Genomic DNA, 18,687 nt, shown 5'->3' with positions numbered 1-18,687 from the left:
ACATTGAAAAATTACTCGAAGATAATTTAACAAGGACGGCTAAGCTATTACGTCATCATTGAGGTATAGATACTGAAATAAATATACGAACGTATTCATCCACTCTGTACCACCTATGTTCAGTAAAAACTAGATTAAAATTTTATCGCAGGTAATGAGTGGGAACTCAAAATAGCTTTGGGCTAAACAAAAAAATCCTGCTAACCTTTCGATTTGCAGGATTTTAGTAGGTTTTGATACCTTAGCGGAGAGTGGGGGATTCGAACCCGCGGACCCTTTGACAAGTCAACAGTTTTCAAGACTGCCGCAATCGACCACTCTGCCAACTCTCCGTCACAAAAGTACAAACTCCGATTGATTCTGCAAATTAAGAAATACATAATTTAACGAAAACCCGGTAAGCCCTTAAAAATGAGAGAGAATAATTTTCTATCTATCCACCTGATCAGGTCTAGGACCCTGTTTTTTGAACAAATTGTAGTTAGGACGCAGGATTTTGACACTCCTTTTCGATAAGTCTACACTCGCATTTAGCTCAAAACCGACCAAAAGAATCAGAGAATTTAAATAAAGCCAGATCATCAGCACGATTAAAGTGCTAATAGAACCATAGATTTTATTGTAAGAGCTAAAATTATCTATGTAAAAGGAAAATCCCCAAATCGTCAGGAAAGCAAGTATGGTGGCCAGACAAGAACCCGGACTAAGAAACTTCCATTTCTTAACATGGGAGGGACCGTATTTGTAGAGAATGGAAATCGTCACAAAGTAAAGAATTCCTAGCAGCGCCCATCTGGTCAATTGAATCAGGTAGACAATAAAACTGCCTTTGATGTTGAGTTTATTAAGTATGATCACTCCGATAGTCATGGCAACGATGCAAATGATCACAGATAAAGCAATCGTAATCGTCAACAACACGGCAATCAGCCGTTGCTTTAACCAACTCCGGTCTTCGATGATTAAGGAAGACTTATTGAAGGCCATCATCAGGCTGTGTACCCCATTTGTGGCGAAGAACAGTGATAAAAAGAAACCAAAAGATAGTAATCCCCCGTTCTGCTTGTTCACAATCTCATTTAAGGTCGCTTCAAAGGCTTTGTAGGCGTCAGCTGGGAGTATGAGCACAATCAGCTCCATCAATTGCTTCTGGAAGCCGATACGCTTTGGAATAAAGGGAATGAGGGTAAATAAAAAGATGATGGCTGGAAATAAAGCCAGCATAAAGTTATAAGCCAGGGAAGAAGCCTTATTGACTAAAGAATCCTTCCCAATCTCTGTAAAGAAAAATGTGGCAACAGTATAGAGTGGCAGCGGACTGAAACCAGGAAGTATGCATACTTTGGTCCAATCGATAAACAAAGCATAAATCCTGATTTTTAGTAGTTGCCTATGAACCCACTCCATCTATCAAATTTAATTAAAAAATACCTTCATTTTCTCCATGAAATTTTCAGGAGGGGAACAAGGTCTGTTTTTTGCCATGTCGACAAACACCAGGGTCGTTTTGCCAATATTGATCAATTCCCCAGCTTCATTGAACAGTTCATATACAAAATAGATACGAACGCCCGGAAGCTCATGAATGGTCGTTTTTATGGTAATCTCCTGGTCGTACAATGCAGGCTTGATGTACTTACAGTTCAGCTCTAAAACAGGCATCATTACGCCGCTGCTTTCCATGCTTGCGTAATCCATGCCCAGGCTCCTCAACATTTCTACCCTTGCTACCTCGTAATATTCCGCGTAATTGCCGTAATATACGTAGCCCATCTGATCCGTCTCCCCGTATCGTACCCTAATTTTAGTGCTATGTGTAAACATCCTATTTGAAAATGTTGCGTTTATTCAAAGCCTCTCTATATTTTTTCGCATTGATCTCATGTTCCTGAACCGTAACGGCAAAATTATGGAAACCAGAGAAGTCTTCTTTCGCACACATATAGATGTAATTGTTATCGTCCTTATTCAAAACGGCATCAATTGCATTGATACTTGGCATCATGATTGGCCCTGGAGGCAAACCTGCATATTTGTAAGTATTGTATCTTGAAGGTACCTGCAATAACTTATTCGTCACCCTTTTTACCGTGAAATCATCATTCGCGAAGATTACCGTTGGATCTGCCTGCAATAAAATGCCTTTTTTCAATCTGTTTAAGTACAATCCTGCAATGATCGGCATCTCTTTGTCGTATAATGCTTCTGAATCAACAATAGAGGCCAAAATTGAAACCTGAATCGGACTTAAATTTAAAGCAGCAGCTTTACGCTTGCGCTCATCATTCCAGAACTTATCATATTCTTTTCGCATTTTCTCAAAAAACTCCATAGGAGCGATGTTCCAGTACACCTCGTAAGTGTTAGGAATAAACATCGTATAAATGTTGTCTTTATTGAAGCCGTACTTCTCAATTAAAGCAGTAGAATCCAGTACCGTGATGAATGCTAAAGAGTCCGCTTCCAGGTTTTTGGCAAGGTATCCGGCGAAATCTTCTTTCTTTCTGATGTTCTGGAATTTCAATTTAACAGGATCCTGATTGCCCGCTTTCAGCATATTGATCAGCGTTCTGTTGTTCATGCCTTTACTCACTTTGTACCTACCTGGTTTCAAGTTCTGAGCAAGGTCCATTTTCGCTGCCGCCTGACTAAACGATCCAATATCCGTTAGGATATCTTTCTTGCGGATTTCCTCAAACAAGTCGTCTAAATGACTTCCGGTTCTTACATACACGTATTTTTCAGTGCCAGTGATGTTAGGGGCAAAGAACACTTTGTAGAATTTTAAGCCGAAATAACCACCAACAACCAATACGACCAGCAATGCGGCCAATATTACTTTAGTACTCTTCTTAAAGCTTTTTTCGTTTTCGTTTGACATATAATGATGGTAATAATTATTTTTTATTGGACAAGGTAACGTTTACTGGAGTGCCGATTTTAACTTTCGATACGGAATCCGTCAAGAATGGATCCTGTCTGATAATCACCGCATTTGCAGTATCTGTAATTTCGCCTTCATAGAACACATTTCCAAGAGTCAGCATCGCACCGTTTTTCAAGGCAAACCTCGCTTCATCAATAGTTAAACCTACTAAATCCGGAATATCCACTTCTTCATTTCCTTTTCCATCACCTAAAACCAGGTCAATTCTGGATCCTTTAGGCATAGATTCGCCAGCTTTGATTGGTTGTCCGCCAAATAAAGCCTCTAATACCACATCTCTGGCCTGATCGGATCTATAAGTAGTATCTCCTAATTTTAGGCCGAAGCTCTCAATTAAAGCCTGCGCTTGTCTAAATGGTTTGAACTCTATATCTGGAAATTTAACGTTTGGAGCCATCGCCACATTTACGGTTAAATAGATGGTACGGTTGTCTTTTACAAAGGTATTGGCCTCAGGATCCTGATCAATCACAATGCCCGGAGGCGAATCCATCACGAACACAGAGTCTACTTCATAACGAAGTCCCAAAGCCTCTAATTTGCTTACCGCCTGTGTGAAAGCAAGGCCTTTTACTGCCGGAACATTTAAGCCCTGACCGTGTTTGGTGTAATATCTTAAACTAAAGAAAGCCGCCAGGATGATGACCACTACCGTGATTATCGCGGCAATGATGTTGGTTCTAAAGGATTTAGTCTTTAGGTAAGCTATAAATTTACTCATAGGAATTTTCTACTCATTAAGGTATATCGCCCAAATTTAGGCTAAAAAAATATTTTATTGGAATTAAAATGACATCTGGGTCAACTAATTTATATTTGTGCTTACAATTGACTTATTACTTTGAATAGGTTTTAACACGCTTATAAAATGAAGAAAACATTAGCATTACTAACCGGTGGAACCACAGGTGAGTGGGTCATCTCGGTTAAAAGTGCAGCCACTATCGCCCAAAATCTGGATACCGACAAGTTTGATGTTTATAAAATAATGCTAACCCAACAAGGTTGGTTTTATGAACCGGCAGACTCTGTCAAAATTGAAGTAGACAGGAATGATTTCTCCCTGAATATTAAAGGTAGAAAAGTCACTTTCGATGGCGTTTTTATTGCCATTCACGGCTCTCCGGGCGAAGATGGTAAATTGCAAGGCTATTTCGATATGCTAAACCTTCCTTATACCACTTGTAATGCGCTAACTTCTGCCATTACGATGAATAAAGGATATACCAAAGCTATTGTGCAGGATATAGAAAATCTACACGTAGCCAAATCTGCGCAGATCTTTAAAAATGTAGCATATAGCCTGGAACAGATCAAAAGAGACCTTAAAATTCCTTACTTCGTTAAGCCTAATAACGGCGGTAGTAGTATTGGAATGAGCAAGGTAACACATGCTGCTGATTTGGAAAAAGCATTGGAAAAGGCTTTTAAAGAAGATGATCAATTACTGATTGAAGAATTCATCTCCGGAAGAGAATTTACAGTAGGAGTAGTGAAATTGGATGGTAAAGTAGTGGTATTGCCGGCAACAGAAGTGGAAACCGCAAAAGAATTCTTTGATTTCGAAGCGAAATATACACCTGGCGTAGCTACAGAAACCACTCCGGCACCAATCAGACCGGAAACGAAAGCCAGAGTAGAGCAGATCGCTAAAGATGTATATGCGAAATTAAACTGCAGTGGGGTAGTCCGCATAGATTTTATCCTGACGGAAGATGAAGGCGATTTTTACTTCATTGAGGTGAATACCATCCCTGGTCAGACTGCAACAAGCTTTATTCCTCAGCAGGTAGCAGCAGCAGGCATGAAATTAAATGACTTTTATACCAAACTGGTTAAAGAAACCATCGGTTAAAACATAATATAGCTGAAAAGAAAAGTTAGCTAAATAAAAAAGGGTTCTGTTGTATTCAACAGAACCCTTTTTTATTTATAAACACTGGTTTTGAAAACAGCGCTTAGCAAATAGCTTAGAAACGATATCCGATACTTAATCCTGATCTCATTCCAGCCCATGGGCCGCTGAAATCAATTTTAGCACCATTACCATCTACCTCAGATTTAACTTTTACCAATGGAAGATCTTCCAGGTCAGTCAAAGCATCTCTTAAAGCATTTTGTTCCTCATTGCTCAGATTTTTCTTTCCTGAAATGTTACCAGATGCAGTACCGTAGTTCGGGCCTAAAATCCACCAGTCCAGGTAAATTGCTTTGCTCAGTTTCCATTGGGCACCCAAAAGCAAACCAGTGGTCAAGGTGCTGATATTACCATCCATTTCAATCTTATCCTTCATAGTAGTCCCGTTAATAGTCGCCTCATAATTATAAGGAACATCAACAGTATACCTTGCATACCTTACAAATGGTGCCACATAAAAACCACGGAACACACTCTGGCCTACATAATACCTGAATTCAGGAGTAATCGCAAAGTTGCCGGTTTTAAAATCTTTAATGCTTTCCCAGGTTTGATCGTCATCAATCAGACTTTTGAAAGTCGAACTGAATGGAACACTAGATTTTGGCATCATTCTGAATCCTAAGGATACCGATATTTTCTTGCCAACTGCGCGTTCATACTGGAAGGAATATGTTTTTAAAGCCAAAGCAGCTACATTCCATTTAACCAGGTTTTTAGCATCGCCACTTTCATCTTCCTGACTTGCTTTTACTTCTTGAGCAAAGCTATTGGTAGCTGAAAAGCTAAGTGCCATCACACCGCACATTAACATTGTTTTAGTAAAGGTTTTTTTCATATAAATACAATTTGTTTTGAGTGGGCTAAATTATGTATTTTGAAGTACTAAACCTTAATTGTTTTCCATCTTCCCTTTTTAAATAGGATATATCCCGCAATGGCGATGCCAATCTCCGCCACAGGAATGGCAATGAATACCCCTGTAGGCCCCATTTCAAAGTGTTTCGCCAGCAAATAAGCCAGAGGAATCTGAAACAACCAGAAGCCAAATAAATTTACCCAGGTAGGGGTCCAGGTGTCTCCAGCACCGTTAAACGTACTCACCAACACCATTCCAATCCCATAAAAGATATAGCCCAGACTCATGATCTGGAGCGCATGAAGCGCTACCTCCTGCACCAATCGATCATTGGTGAAAAAGGAAATAAAATAATAACCGCCAATAAAGGTAAAAGTCATCACCAATACCATATAGATCACAATGTATTTTGCCGTCTTCATCACCGAATCTACTGCACGTTGCAAATGTTTTGCACCCAGATTTTGACCAACTAAAGTCGCCGCCGCATTGCTCATTCCCCAGGCAGGAAGCATAAAGAACATCATCAGCCTTAAGGCAGTCTGGTAACCCGCTGAACCATGATCTCCACCGGTAGTGGCCACCAGTTGTGCCAGGAAAATCCAGCTACAGGAAGCGATAATGAATTGAAAAATACCAGGAGTAGCAATCTTTAAAAGGGCCTTCATCTGCTCAAAATGAGGTTTTAAATAAGCCAGGCGGACTTTCAAAAGACCTTTGCCACTTAGTAGATGCCAGATCTGATATGCCACACCCGTACTTCTGCCGATGGTGGTCGCAATGGCAGCTCCGGTTAAGCCGAAAGCAGGAATAGGACCCAATCCATTGATCAGAATCGGACATAAAATGATATTGGCAATATTTGCGATCCATAGACTCTTCATCGCAATGGCTGCATTTCCTGCACCTCTGAAAATTCCATTGATTAGGAAAAGAAGGACAATAATCACACTTCCTCCCATCATAATCTGGGTAAAAGGTGTTCCCTGTGCAGCAGTTTCTGCAGAAGCGCCCATCAACAATAGAATCTCTTTTGCATAGATCACGCCCAGAATGCTAATGATCAGGTTAAACGCAACAGCGATAAGAATAGCCTGAACACCTGCTCTTGCAGCGGCCTCCGGGTTTTTCTCCCCAATTCTTCTCGCAACGACTGCCGTAGCGGCCATACTCATTCCTATCGCTAATGAATAAATAACCGTCAGAACGGACTCTGTTAAGCCCACCGTTTGTATCGCATGACTACTATTCGGAAGGTGGCCAACAAAATATAAATCCACCAAGGCAAATACAGACTCCATCGCCATTTCCAGCATCATCGGAATGGCCAATAATAACACCCCTTTGCGGATGCTGCCTTGTGTAAAGTCAAGGTCTTCGCCTTTTAAGGCTTGTTTTAAAAGTGATATGATTCTAGATAGCTTGCCCTCTGAAGCTGCTTGTTGTGCTGACATATAAAAAGAAAAAAAATAAGAAATAAACCGTTATCAGCATTGAAAATACTGATACTCTTGTAGGGTTAAGGAAAGGAGTCCTTCTTTTAGAACCTAAAACGGACGCGAATAACTATCATAGTATTTCGGTTTTATAGACTCAAATATAGTTTTTTTAGAATCAAATCCTTAAAAAAGCTCAGCTATTTTAAATTAATGCCCAATCGAGTCGGCTTTCAGAAATTTTCATTAATCTTACGGCCATTATCGTGAATCAATCTAAAGCGTTATAAAAATGAAGATTACTGAGGTAAAAGTTTGGCTGGTAGAAGGAGTGAAATACAACTGGACACTTTTAAAAATATATACTGATACCGGGCATACCGGAGTAGGGGAAGCAACCAACTGGCCCGGTAGTCCGATTGTTTACAATGCCGCAAAACATGTGGGAGAGCGTATCATCGGTCTGGATCCAATGCGGACTGATTTTATCTGGACAAAGCTTTATAGAGACCTCAACTGGATGGGCCCTTTTGGCGCAAGCATGTGTGCCATTTCTGGTATCGATATGGCCTTGCTCGACCTAAAAGGAAAAGTATTGAAAACACCCTGTTATGAGTTGTTAGGTGGTGCCTTCCGCAAGGATATTCAATTGTACGCAAATTACTGGTTTACCGGAGGCGGACATAATGTAGCAGATTACGTGGCTCAAGCCTTAAAAGTGAAAGAGGCAGGTTTTACAGGTTTAAAATTCGACCCTTTCGCACATACCAATTATTTATATGGTGAAGATCTTTCCAGTAATCTTCAATTAACCACAAAACAACAAGACCTGGCTTTTGAATTGAGCAAGGCGGTTAGGGAAGCAGTAGGGCCTGATTTTGACATTATGATTGAAACCCATGCGATGCTCAATTATAGGGTAGCAGTAAAAATGGCACAGCGTTTATCCGAGCTGGACATTACCTGGTATGAGGAGCCTGCAGGTCCGGAAAGCGCAGATACCTTAAAAGCGATGCGGGACCGGATTCCTTCTAATGTATCCATCTGTGTAGGAGAACGTCATTATACCCGTCATGGGATTAGACCACTCCTGGAAAAGAACGTGTGCGACTTTATCATGCCAGATATTACCCGTTGTGGAGGTCCTTCAGAAATGAAACGAATGGCAACCATGATGGAGGCTTACAATGTTTTATTGGCGCCACACAACCCCAATGGGCCATTGTCTACACTCGCTTCTGCACATGTTTGTGCTTCGGTACCTAATTTCTTCCGACAGGAGTTCATGTTTAATGATGTACCATGGAGAGATACCGTGATCACACACCCAATTCAGGAGATGATAAAGGATGGTCATTTACATTTATCCGATCGCCCGGGCCTGGGCGTAGATCTGGTAGAAGAAGAAATGGAAAAACATCCCGGAATTGTACTGCCAAGACCAGGGTTTTACGTATAAATCATTATTCTTAAACAAACGATATGTTTGAAATCAATCTTCAAGGGAAAGTAGCCCTGATCACAGGTGTCAGCTCAGGCATTGGCTTTGGCATCGCAAAAATGTTGGCAAAAGCGGGTTGTGCAATTGCAGGATGCGCCTTGGAAGGAAAGGATACTGCAGCAGCAAAACGGTTTGTAGATGCTATGGAAACAGAAGGCGCACAGGTATGGTACCATTCTGCAGACCTCAGTAAACCGGTAGAAATGGAAGCTTTCGTAAATGGCGCACTGGAACACTTTAATAGAAGAATAGATATCCTCGTATCGAATGCCGGAAAGAATTGCTTTGAAGGAGCCTTGGATTGTGAGGAAAGTAGTTGGCAACAGAATATGGACTTAAACCTCAGTTCGCATTGGCGCTTGTCAAAACTTTGCAAACCTTACCTGGAATTAAATAATGGATTGATCCTGATCATGACTTCCAACCATGCCTCGGCAACCATCCCGGGTTGTTTTCCTTACAATGTTGCTAAAACAGCTTTGACAGGTTTAGTGAGGAGCCTTGCCATCGAATGGGGACCAAAAATACGGACCCTCGGTATTGCGCCCGGATTTATTGATACCCCTGGCAATCAGGACTGGTTCGATTCATTCGAGAATCCTGAAGAGGAAAAGCAACGAACCATTGATTTGCATCCGGTAAAGCGTTTAGGAAGTCCGGAAGAAATCGGAGGCTGGTGTGTTTTTTTGGCCAGTGATTATGCTGCCTTTGCTTCTGGAACTACTTATTTGATAGATGGGGGAAGAAGTGCGTTAATGCAAGACAATTGATGATCAAGGCCTATTAAATCTTTAGATTCCTTTTAAATTCTGAGGGGCTAATTTTTGTGTATAGCTTAAAGTTTCGGTTAAAGTTTGTCAGGTTGTTAAATCCGGATTGAAAGCAAATTTCGGTCATGCTCAGTTGGTCATCGAACAACAGTTTGCAGGCATGGCCAATCCTAACCTCATTCACAAAATGAGTAAAGGTCTTTTGAGTACGCGCTTTAAAATACTTGCAAAAGGCTGAGCTGGTCATGTTGGCAAGCTTTGCCGCAGTTTCCAGGGATAGCTCTTCTGTAAAATTTGCCATAATATAATTGTAGATCTTACTAATCCGCTGCACATCTTTCTGATTATGAGGATTGGAATATCCGATACTTGAAAGGCATTTATACTCTTTGGTAGTTGAAATCAGGTTTAATATGCTCAACAAATGGATGATTCGCCCTAATCCAGCACTAAGCAGAAGCTGATCTAACAATTGAACGACTTGCTTTTGTGTATCACCATACACCCGAATTCCCCGGTTTATATCTTCCAGCAATTCATGGAGTTGCGGGATTTCTTTCGAACTCAGGAACTCTTCCGTCAGCCAATCCATCCTGAAATAAGTGACAATAGCCTTTACCGCTTGTTCGTTATCCGCCTCGTAATACGATTTGTCGTTGTACATCACATGCGGCAGGTTAGGCCCGATCAAAACCAGATCGCCTTCTTCAAAACTTTCCATACTATCGCCAACAATCCTTCTTCCCTTGCTTTGAGTGATTAAAACCATCTCATATTCATTATGAAAATGTACCGGATTACTCAGGTTTTTGACGTTGATTTCCTTAACAAATATCGTATGTCGATGTACGGTATTTGTTTCCATTAAAAGAGGTTGCATATGGTGAATTTGCAAAAATTATTTCAATATGTCATATTAATGACAATATAGTGTCAGCATCGGACAATTGAAGTATTGTTAAGGTTGGGAATAGGCGGTAATTTTATTTTACACAAATAAACCAAACCAAAACAATAAAGCCATGAAGTTCTTAAGTAATAAGAAGCTATGGGTACTTTGCATACTCGTTGTGCTGGTCCTGTCAGCGGTGCTATTTATGCCCTATGAGAAAACGGTTGATTTCAATACGGAGGTGAAGCCGATCATCAATAAGAAATGTATTTCCTGCCACGGGGGTGTTAAAAAACAAGGTGGATTTAGTTTCTTATTCGAAAAAGAAGCTTTGGCCGTAACTAAAAGCGGCAAACCGGCCATCATTCCTGGAAATCCTGAGGATAGTGAAATGATCAAACGATTGGTCAGCAAAGATCCGGAATTAAGGATGCCTTATAAACACACTGCACTCAGTGAAGAAGAGATCGACATCTTTACCAGATGGGTAAAACAAGGTGCCAAATGGGGCGACCATTGGGCTTATCTGCCAGTTAAAGAAGTCGAAATCCCTGATGTTGATCAAGACTGGGGAAGAAACAATATTGATAAATTTATCCTGGCAAAATTAGAGGAGGAGAAACTAAAGCCTTCCGCAGAAGCCGATAAGCCAACTTTATTGAGGAGAGTTAGTCTGGATTTAATAGGAACAGTGCCTTCAGAGTCATTGATCAAGAAATACCTTAACGCTAAGGATGCCGATAAAGGCTATGAGTTATTAGTGGATTCCCTACTGGCATCTCCTCGTTTCGGAGAGAAATGGGCTTCGATGTGGTTAGATGTTGCCCGCTATGCAGATACAAAAGGATACGAATCTGATGGCAATAGAAACATCTGGCAATACCGCGATTGGGTAATCCGCGCCTTCAATAAGGATAAACCTTATAATGAATTTATCACGGAACAAATTGCCGGTGACTTCTTTGTAAATCCTACCGACGACCAGTATATCGCTACGGCTTTCAACAGAAACACGATGACTAATGATGAAGGTGGGACAAATAATGAAGAGTTCAGGGTGTCAGCAGTAATGGATCGTGTAAATACAACATGGGAAGGATTGCTTAGTACCACTTTTGCTTGTGTACAATGTCATAGTCACCCTTACGACCCCTTTAAGGATGATGAATACTATAAGTTTATGGCCTACTTTAACAATTCAAGAGATGAAGATCTAGCTTCAGAATATCCTCTATTGAGACAATACAATGATTCATTGAATAACAAATTAACATCATTAACCAGCTGGTTGAAGCACAATGCTTCAGAAGCCAAATCAAAAGAGATTCATAAGTTCTTAAAAACCGGGCAGCCGAGTATCAACTCTACCACTACTGATAAATTGGTAAATGCAGTAATTGGAAACAATAACATTGCGCTTTTCTTTAGAAACAACGGCGTGGCAAGGATTGAGAAAGTAGACCTGGATCAGGTAGATCAATTGATCTACAGATACAACTCGGGGAAAACCGGAGGTAAAATGCAGATGCGTTTAGACCATCACAATGGGCCGGTATTTGCAGAATGGAATGTTCCGGCAACTAAAGGCGCTCAAAACCTTCCTGTAGACTTTAAAGCGCAAAAAGGCGTGCATGATGTATACCTGAGCTATTATAACCCTGGTGCTACCAACAAAGACGAAATCGTGGTTACATTCGATTGGTTTCATTTCGGTCAGCAATTCCCTGGAAAAGGCAAACCAAATTATGCGGAAAACAAACAGACCTTCTGGGCATTGCTGAATGCCAATGTGAGGACGATCCCGGTAATGGTAGAAAATCCAGCAAACAGGATGCGTAAAACAAATATGTTCGAGCGTGGTGCATGGACTTCTCTAGGTAAAGAAGTACAACCGGGTGTACCAAAAACACTCGAGTATGCAATGCCTGCAAATGCGCCAAAAAACAGAATGGGATTGGCCATGTGGTTAACGGATGTTAAAAATCCATTGCTTTCCAGAACGATGGCTAACCGCCTTTGGGAACAATTGTTTGGAACCGGTATCGTGGAAACACTAGAAGATATGGGTACTCAGGGCATGAATCCTACGCATAAAGAATTGCTGGATCATTTATCATGGGAACTGATGCACGACTATAAATGGAGTGTGAAAAAGATGATCAAAGAAATGGTGATGAGCGCTACTTATAGACAGGATTCCCGATTGACTGATCAGATCAAAGAAAAAGACCAATTCAATAAATTTTATGCACGCGGACCAAGAATGCGCTTGTCGGCAGAGCAATTGCGCGATCAGCATCTTGCCATCAGCGGAATGCTAAGTAATAAAATGTATGGCGTAGGTGTAACCCCATGGCAACCTGAAGGCATCTGGAGTTCTCCATATAACGGAGATAGATGGAACAATGCAACCGGAGAAGATCAATACAGAAGAGCCATTTATACCTATTGGAAAAGAACCTCTCCATATCCTTCAATGATTGCTTTTGATGGGGCAATGCGTGTTGCCTGTGCGCCAAGAAGAATCAGGACAAATACCCCATTGCAGGCATTAGTAACGCTCAATGATGGTGTGTACATCGATCTGGCCAAGCATTTCGCAACTAGAATGCAGAAGGAAGGTGGCAAGGAAATCCTCAAACAAATTGCTGCCGGATATCAGCAAATGCTGTATAAACCTATCCCTGCACAAAAACTGAAAATCTTTGATAATCTATACCGTAAGGCTTTAGCAGATTATAAAGTAAATCCTGCAAAAATGAATGAGCTGTTGGGTACAGCTGAAAATAAAACCCCGGAGACCGCTGCACTGGTCATCGTAGCAAATGCAATGTTGAACCTTGACGAAGTCGTTACAAAAAACTAAAAGACATGACTAGAGATGAACTAAACGCCTACCGTCTGGTAAAAGAAGCGAATGAAATCCAGGCAGCGGCATATACACGTCGGCATTTTTTAAAGGAAAGTGCGATGGGATTAGGTGGCCTGGCAATGGCTGCCTTATTTGGAGGCTGTAATTTTGGAACTAAAAGTAATAACCCGGTTTTATATGATGCGGCACATCCTTTATTGCCAAAATCACCTCCCTTTTTAGGAAAAGCAAAAAGTGTGATTTACCTGCATATGGCAGGGGCTCCCTCACAATTGGAACTGTTTGATTTTAAACCGGAATTGATGAAAATGGATGGACAGGATTGTCCGCCGTCATTATTGGCAGGGAAAAAGTTTGCCTTTATTACTGGTGTGCCTAAGATGCTGGGACCACAGGCGAATTTCGCACAACATGGACAAAGTAGAGCCTGGGTGAGTGATAATATGCCTCATTTCTCAACTATGACGGATGAGGTGAGTTTCTTAAAAGCAGTAACCACAGATCAGTTTAATCATGCCCCGGCACAATTGCTAATGCATACTGGAAGTGCCCGTTTAGGCAGACCAAGCATAGGCAGTTGGGCAACCTACGGATTGGGAACAGAGAATCAAAACCTGCCTGGCTTTGTGGTGCTAACCAGTGGTGGAAGTTTTCCTGATGCCGGTAAAAGTATCTGGGGAAGCGGTTTCCTACCTTCGGTGTATCAAGGCGTGCAATGTAGGAGCGAAGGTGATCCGGTATTGTTCATTAAAGACCCACATGGCATGAGCAGGGATTTAAGGAAGGCCTCAATTGATGCAATTAATGCTTCAAATTTAGAAGACTATGCCACCTATAATGACCCGGAAATCCAATCGCGCGTAGCGCAATATGAGATGGCTTACCGAATGCAGATCTCCGCTCCGGAAGTGATGAACATCAACAATGAGCCGCAATATATTCATGATATGTATGGTACACAACCCGGTAAAGCTTGTTTTGCAAACAATGTACTGCTGGCACGTAAACTGGTAGAGAAAGGTGTTCGCTTTGTACAATTGTTTGATTGGGGTTGGGATGCCCATGGTGATGGACCAGCCAATTCGCTGAATATCGGCCTGAAAAACAAATGTCGCAGTACCGATAAACCAATTACCGCTCTTTTACTTGACCTTAAACAAAGAGGCATGCTGGAAGATACACTGGTAGTTTGGGGAGGCGAATTTGGTAGAACGCCAATGATGGAAAACAGAAACGGCATACAAAATCCGTATAACGGAAGAGACCACCATACCGAAGCTTTCACAATGTGGATGGCAGGTGGAGGCATCAAAAAAGGGTATACGCATGGGGAAACCGATGAAATTGGCTATAGTGCGCTTAGCGGGAAGGTTGATCCTTTCGATATCCAGGCCACTATTTTAAACCAGCTGGGTTTCGATCATGAGCAGTTTACTTTCCCTTTCCAGGGAAGGCCGTTCCGACTAACAGATGTTGCCGGAAAAGTGATCAGGGACATTGTTGCCTAAATTTATTGAATACCACCACAATTAAAAACGAATACGACAAACGAAATGCACCAAAATAGAAGACATTTTTTGAAAACTACGGTAACAGCTGCCGCAGGGGGAATACTAGCCCCTTATGCTGGAGTTAAAGCAGCCGAACTTCCTTATGTAAAAGCGACAGCAGGTTATGAATTGCTGTTTTTGGCCACCTCATGGGGCTTCAATGGCTCAACAGAAGATTTCTGTGCTGCGGCCAAAAGGGACGGTTATGAAGGAGTAGAAGCATGGTGGCCGGGTAGCGACCTGAAGGCGCAAAAAGAGCTGTTTGATGCTTTGAAAAAATACAATCTAAAGGTTGGCTTTCTCTGCGGAGCTGGCGAACATGATCCCAACCAACACCTCAGCTCATTCATGAAAAATGTAGATGCGGCAATCGACAATACTTTCCAGAAGCCTCTTTTTGTCAATTGTCACTCCGGTAAAGACTACTTTACTTATGAGCAGAACAAAAAAATTATAGACTATACCGTAAAGAAAGCAAAGTCTAGCGGTGTTCCGATTTATCATGAAACGCATCGGGGAAGGATGTTATACACCGCCACAATTAGCAGAAACTTCATAGAAAAGAACCCGGAACTGCAAATCACTTTAGACATCTCTCATTGGTGTGTGGTTCATGAAAGTTTGCTGGGCAATCAAAAGGAAACAATTGGGATGGCACTGGACAGGGTAGGTCATATCCATTCCAGGGTAGGTCATCCGGAAGGACCACAGGTGAGCGATCCGAGAGCGCCGGAATGGGCGGATGCACTAAATGCGCACCTCGCTTGGTGGGATCAGGTGATTGAGAGAAAGAAAAGAAAAGGAGAACGAATGACGATCCTTACGGAATTTGGTCCGGCAGATTATATGCCTACATTACCTTATACCAGACAGCCTGTTGCCGACCAATGGGAGATCAATGTGTTTATGATGAATTTATTACGCAAACGCTATCAATAAGAAGATGATCCTTTTAACTATACCCGAATTTATTGGCCGTTTTCATCCGATACTAGTACATCTTCCGATAGGTATTCTATTGCTGGGCTGTTTATTTCAGCTGCTCAGCATCAATGCGAAGTTTGTTTTCTTAAAACCTGCCATTCCTCTGATCTGTTTATTTGGCGCTTTAGCTGCGATTTTTTCTTCGGCTAGTGGCTACCTCTTATCGGAAAGTGGGGATTATGATGGTGACCTGGTAGACCTCCATTTCTGGATGGGTATCACTGTGTCTGTTCTGGCCATGATGCTCTATTTTATGTACTTGAAGGAGGTGAAAGAGATCTTTCTTAACCTGACCTCGGCGACTTTAATCGTCTTGATTACCCTTACTGGTCATTATGGTGGTTCACTTACCCATGGCTCTGATTATATGACTGCCGCACTGAAAGGAGAGAGTAGTAAAGTGGCTATTCCACCAGTACCAGATGTACAGAAAGCAATCGCCTATACGCATTTGGTTCAGCCGCTGTTACAAAACCGTTGTTATAGTTGTCATGGGGCCGAAAAACAAAAAGGGAAACTGAGGATGGACAACATCAGCTTTATGCTGAAAGGTGGGGAAGAAGGAACGAGTCTGATCCCCGGTAGGGCAAATGAAAGTGAGTTGATCAAAAGAATGCTATTGCCGATTTCTAATGATGACCATATGCCACCAAAAGAAAAACCGCAACTCAGCGCTGAAGAGATTGCAATGTTGCAATGGTGGATCAATGAAGGAGCTAAAGCGGATAAGAAAGTGTCGGATTTAAAACAATCGGCAGAGATAAAGCCAGTGTTGTTGAGCTTCCAGGTTGGAGCTTCAGTCCTTAAGAAATCGGTATCATCAGATATTCCTGAGGAAGAAGTAGAGAAAGCTGATGTAGCTGCAATTGAAAAATTAAAGAAAGCAGGAGTAGTCCTGATTCCAGTCTTGAGTAATAGCAATTATTTGTCTGCAAGTTTTGTAACAGCTAAGGCTGATCCGGAAGTGCTGAAATTATTGGAACCTTTGAAAAAACAATTGATCTGGTTGAACCTCGCAAATTCTTCGATCACAGATCAAAGTATGGCAAATGTTGCGAAACTGCAAAACCTGAGGAAGATTAACTTGAGCCATACGGCGATTACCGATAAAGGTTTGGGCCTGCTTAAAGACCTTTCAAAATTACAGGTTATTAATCTGGTAGGCACTAAGGTAACAGCTACTGGTGTAATTAACCAGCTTAAAGCGCTTAAAGAATTGCAACACCTTTACCTGTATCAGACAGGAGTGGAGCAGAAAGATCAGGCGAAACTGAAAAGTATCTTTAAGAAGGTGAAACTGGATTTTGGAAACTATAGTTTACCTACTTTAGCACAAGATACAACTGAAGTGAAATAATCATTTCAATAGAATACCAGGGCTTGTTTCGTGTTTCATTGTTTTTAACAATTAAAACGGACAAGCCTTGTTTTTTTAAGCTGAAATCTGAATCATAACCTAATATTATGGTCAGGATGGAGGAGGAGTATAGGTGTAATTGTGAGTAGTATTGGAAGAATTGAACCGACTGGAGATCCGGTGAAAGGATTTGTTTTGTTGCCTGGACCTTTGTGGTGTTTTATTTGATGATTTCTGTTGATGTACAGGTGTTGTTGGTTGTTGAGGACTTGGTGTTTCCTGGCTTTTTGTTTCCTTAGAATTTGTTTCGAAATGATTTAAAGAACCTGCATGCACACTGTCTGAAATCTCCGTTGCATCTTCATTGATAAAGGAAATATAGGCCTCTATTCGGCTTTCAGCAAGGCTGGGGTCAATTGCGACTACCTCTCGGCCTTCATGTCTTCGGGAGCCACTCATTACCGCAGTAGAGACTTTTGCATCAGGAAAATGGATGAGTAGCATGGCACGATCGTTTCTATGTTCCCAGAGTAGGTCCGCAGGAACTTCCCATTTGAATTCTATCCCGTCTTTATGTTTAGAAATCTCTGTTTTAGCTGCTGGTAAGAGGTTTCCCATGCTGACAAGGGCTTTTGTATAGTCCATTGTGATGTTTGGAAATACGCCCTGTACAGCGTGTTTTTTATTATAGGAAACTGCTTCATTGTAGAAGTTTCTATCCGTTCCAGCAGTGATTAACCTAAATCCAGTGCGGATAAAGTTTAAGTGTGGTCTTAGGAAGTCGTTTATGACCGTCATTTTCTGACAGTTGGCTTTTCTAGCAGGGCTTAGGGGCTTGGTACTATGTCCGATCAACCTGATAATTGGCTTTCCGTTTAACATATAACCGACCAGGTTACCCACCCGGCCTTGAAATCCTCCAAATAATCCATTGTTTAAGCGTCCCATAGTTTGTGGTTTTAGTTCATTTACAGCGGTTTGTAAGGGTAAGATACGAAATCCTTTCAAGATAAGTTAGTATTGATGACCAATATAATTAATGGTATATAGGTTTTCAATAAAGCCTTAATAAGTCAATTTAACCTATTGAAGACCTATCAACCACCTATGAAAGATGAAGTAAAGATCAAGTATTATTATTCTCAGTTCAAACTCATCTGATTGGGGAGCCCAAGCCAACTAAGGAAATTGTTAATTAAAGACACTTGTATTTTGTTCATTCTTATAAGTACTGAAAGGGATTTATGGCCATTGTCTTTGATGTAGAAAGGTGATGGTGCTTTTTTTATATCCAAATGCATATAATAGTAGGTTTATTTAATTTATTATATCTATTTACATATAAAAAAATGTATTATTGAATAATAGATGTAAATGCATATAATGAAAAATCTGGCAACCTTTGTAAAGGAGAAAAGAAAACTGGCTGGCTTAACTCAGGAAGAGTTTGCAGATAAGGCTGGTGTAGCACTGACGGTAATACGAAAAATAGAACAAGGAAAGGAGAACCTTAATCTATCCAGCGTAAATCAGGTATTGTTAATGTTTGGGCATACCTTAGCACCTGTTAGCAGTAAGGAAATTGTAAGTTAATTTATACC

Annotated in this window: 16 protein-coding genes and 1 tRNA gene; 8 read left to right on the top strand and 9 right to left on the bottom strand. The window is 41.2% G+C overall.

Features of this window, described 5'->3' with window-relative positions:
- Nucleotides 1-245 precede the first annotated feature (245 nt).
- From R2S10_RS07100 to R2S10_RS07080, 5 genes are all read right to left on the bottom strand, one after another.
- Nucleotides 246-332 (bottom strand) — tRNA-Ser (locus R2S10_RS07100).
- Between the two features lie 97 nt (nt 333-429).
- Complete coding sequence (locus R2S10_RS07095; protein WP_316839748.1) at nt 430-1,407, bottom strand: YihY/virulence factor BrkB family protein; 978 nt, start codon at nt 1,405-1,407, stop codon at nt 430-432.
- A gap of 9 nt (nt 1,408-1,416) precedes the next feature.
- Nucleotides 1,417-1,824, bottom strand: a complete 408-nt coding sequence (locus R2S10_RS07090; RefSeq protein WP_316839747.1) for a thioesterase family protein — start codon at nt 1,822-1,824, stop codon at nt 1,417-1,419.
- Nucleotide 1,825: 1 nt separating this feature from the next.
- A complete protein-coding gene (gene mltG / locus R2S10_RS07085; protein WP_316839746.1) occupies nt 1,826-2,881 on the bottom strand; it encodes an endolytic transglycosylase MltG in 1,056 nt (351 codons plus the stop codon).
- Nucleotides 2,882-2,897: 16 nt separating this feature from the next.
- Nucleotides 2,898-3,668, bottom strand: coding sequence for a PASTA domain-containing protein (locus tag R2S10_RS07080; RefSeq protein WP_316839745.1), 771 nt, complete (start codon nt 3,666-3,668; stop codon nt 2,898-2,900).
- 147 nt (nt 3,669-3,815) lie between these two features.
- Here R2S10_RS07080 and R2S10_RS07075 point away from each other — a divergent pair, with 147 nt between their 5' ends.
- Nucleotides 3,816-4,802 (top strand): D-alanine--D-alanine ligase, encoded by a 987-nt coding sequence (locus tag R2S10_RS07075; RefSeq protein WP_316839744.1) that lies wholly within the window; start codon nt 3,816-3,818, stop codon nt 4,800-4,802.
- Between the two features lie 115 nt (nt 4,803-4,917).
- On the opposite strand, the gene R2S10_RS07070 is transcribed toward R2S10_RS07075, so the two are convergent.
- The gene (locus R2S10_RS07070; protein ID WP_316839743.1) at nt 4,918-5,703 is read right to left on the bottom strand and encodes a DUF3575 domain-containing protein; all 786 of its coding nucleotides are present in this window, start codon (nt 5,701-5,703) and stop codon (nt 4,918-4,920) included.
- A gap of 47 nt (nt 5,704-5,750) precedes the next feature.
- A complete protein-coding gene (locus R2S10_RS07065) occupies nt 5,751-7,178 on the bottom strand; it encodes an MATE family efflux transporter (RefSeq protein ID WP_316839742.1) in 1,428 nt (475 codons plus the stop codon).
- Nucleotides 7,179-7,452: 274 nt separating this feature from the next.
- On the opposite strand from R2S10_RS07065, the gene R2S10_RS07060 reads away from it, so the two are divergent.
- Nucleotides 7,453-8,619 (top strand): mandelate racemase/muconate lactonizing enzyme family protein, encoded by a 1,167-nt coding sequence (locus tag R2S10_RS07060; RefSeq protein WP_316839741.1) that lies wholly within the window; start codon nt 7,453-7,455, stop codon nt 8,617-8,619.
- A 23-nt stretch (nt 8,620-8,642) separates the two neighbouring features.
- Complete coding sequence (locus R2S10_RS07055; protein ID WP_316839740.1) at nt 8,643-9,431, top strand: SDR family NAD(P)-dependent oxidoreductase; 789 nt, start codon at nt 8,643-8,645, stop codon at nt 9,429-9,431.
- Nucleotides 9,432-9,444: 13 nt separating this feature from the next.
- Here the strand turns inward: R2S10_RS07055 and R2S10_RS07050 are convergent, their stop codons facing one another.
- Nucleotides 9,445-10,296: an AraC family transcriptional regulator gene (locus R2S10_RS07050; RefSeq protein WP_316839739.1), complete on the bottom strand. Its 852-nt coding sequence runs from the start codon at nt 10,294-10,296 to the stop codon at nt 9,445-9,447.
- A gap of 157 nt (nt 10,297-10,453) precedes the next feature.
- Between R2S10_RS07050 and R2S10_RS07045 the strand changes: the two genes are divergently transcribed.
- The 4 genes from R2S10_RS07045 to R2S10_RS07030 all read left to right on the top strand — a co-directional run bounded on the left by R2S10_RS07045 (nt 10,454) and on the right by R2S10_RS07030 (nt 17,086).
- Entirely contained in the window at nt 10,454-13,189 is a 2,736-nt protein-coding gene (locus tag R2S10_RS07045) for a DUF1553 domain-containing protein (protein ID WP_316839738.1), read from the top strand.
- 5 nt (nt 13,190-13,194) lie between these two features.
- Nucleotides 13,195-14,703, top strand: a complete 1,509-nt coding sequence (locus R2S10_RS07040; protein WP_316839737.1) for a DUF1501 domain-containing protein — start codon at nt 13,195-13,197, stop codon at nt 14,701-14,703.
- Nucleotides 14,704-14,772: 69 nt separating this feature from the next.
- A complete protein-coding gene (locus R2S10_RS07035; protein WP_316839736.1) occupies nt 14,773-15,684 on the top strand; it encodes a sugar phosphate isomerase/epimerase family protein in 912 nt (303 codons plus the stop codon).
- Between the two features lie 4 nt (nt 15,685-15,688).
- Nucleotides 15,689-17,086, top strand: a complete 1,398-nt coding sequence (locus R2S10_RS07030; protein WP_316839735.1) for a c-type cytochrome domain-containing protein — start codon at nt 15,689-15,691, stop codon at nt 17,084-17,086.
- 111 nt (nt 17,087-17,197) lie between these two features.
- Here the strand turns inward: R2S10_RS07030 and R2S10_RS07025 are convergent, their stop codons facing one another.
- On the bottom strand, nt 17,198-18,034 hold the full coding sequence (locus tag R2S10_RS07025) for a DUF6266 family protein (RefSeq protein ID WP_316839734.1): 837 nt from the start codon (nt 18,032-18,034) through the stop codon (nt 17,198-17,200).
- A gap of 435 nt (nt 18,035-18,469) precedes the next feature.
- On the opposite strand from R2S10_RS07025, the gene R2S10_RS07020 reads away from it, so the two are divergent.
- On the top strand, nt 18,470-18,679 hold the full coding sequence (locus R2S10_RS07020; RefSeq protein WP_316839733.1) for a helix-turn-helix domain-containing protein: 210 nt from the start codon (nt 18,470-18,472) through the stop codon (nt 18,677-18,679).
- The last annotated feature ends 8 nt before the right edge of the window (nt 18,680-18,687 follow it).

The sequence above is a fragment of the Pedobacter gandavensis genome (assembly GCF_032678745.1).
GTDB lineage: Bacteria > Bacteroidota > Bacteroidia > Sphingobacteriales > Sphingobacteriaceae > Pedobacter > Pedobacter gandavensis_C.
Note: the sequence above shows the minus strand (reverse complement) of the source record. Positions and strands in the feature narration are given on the sequence as shown.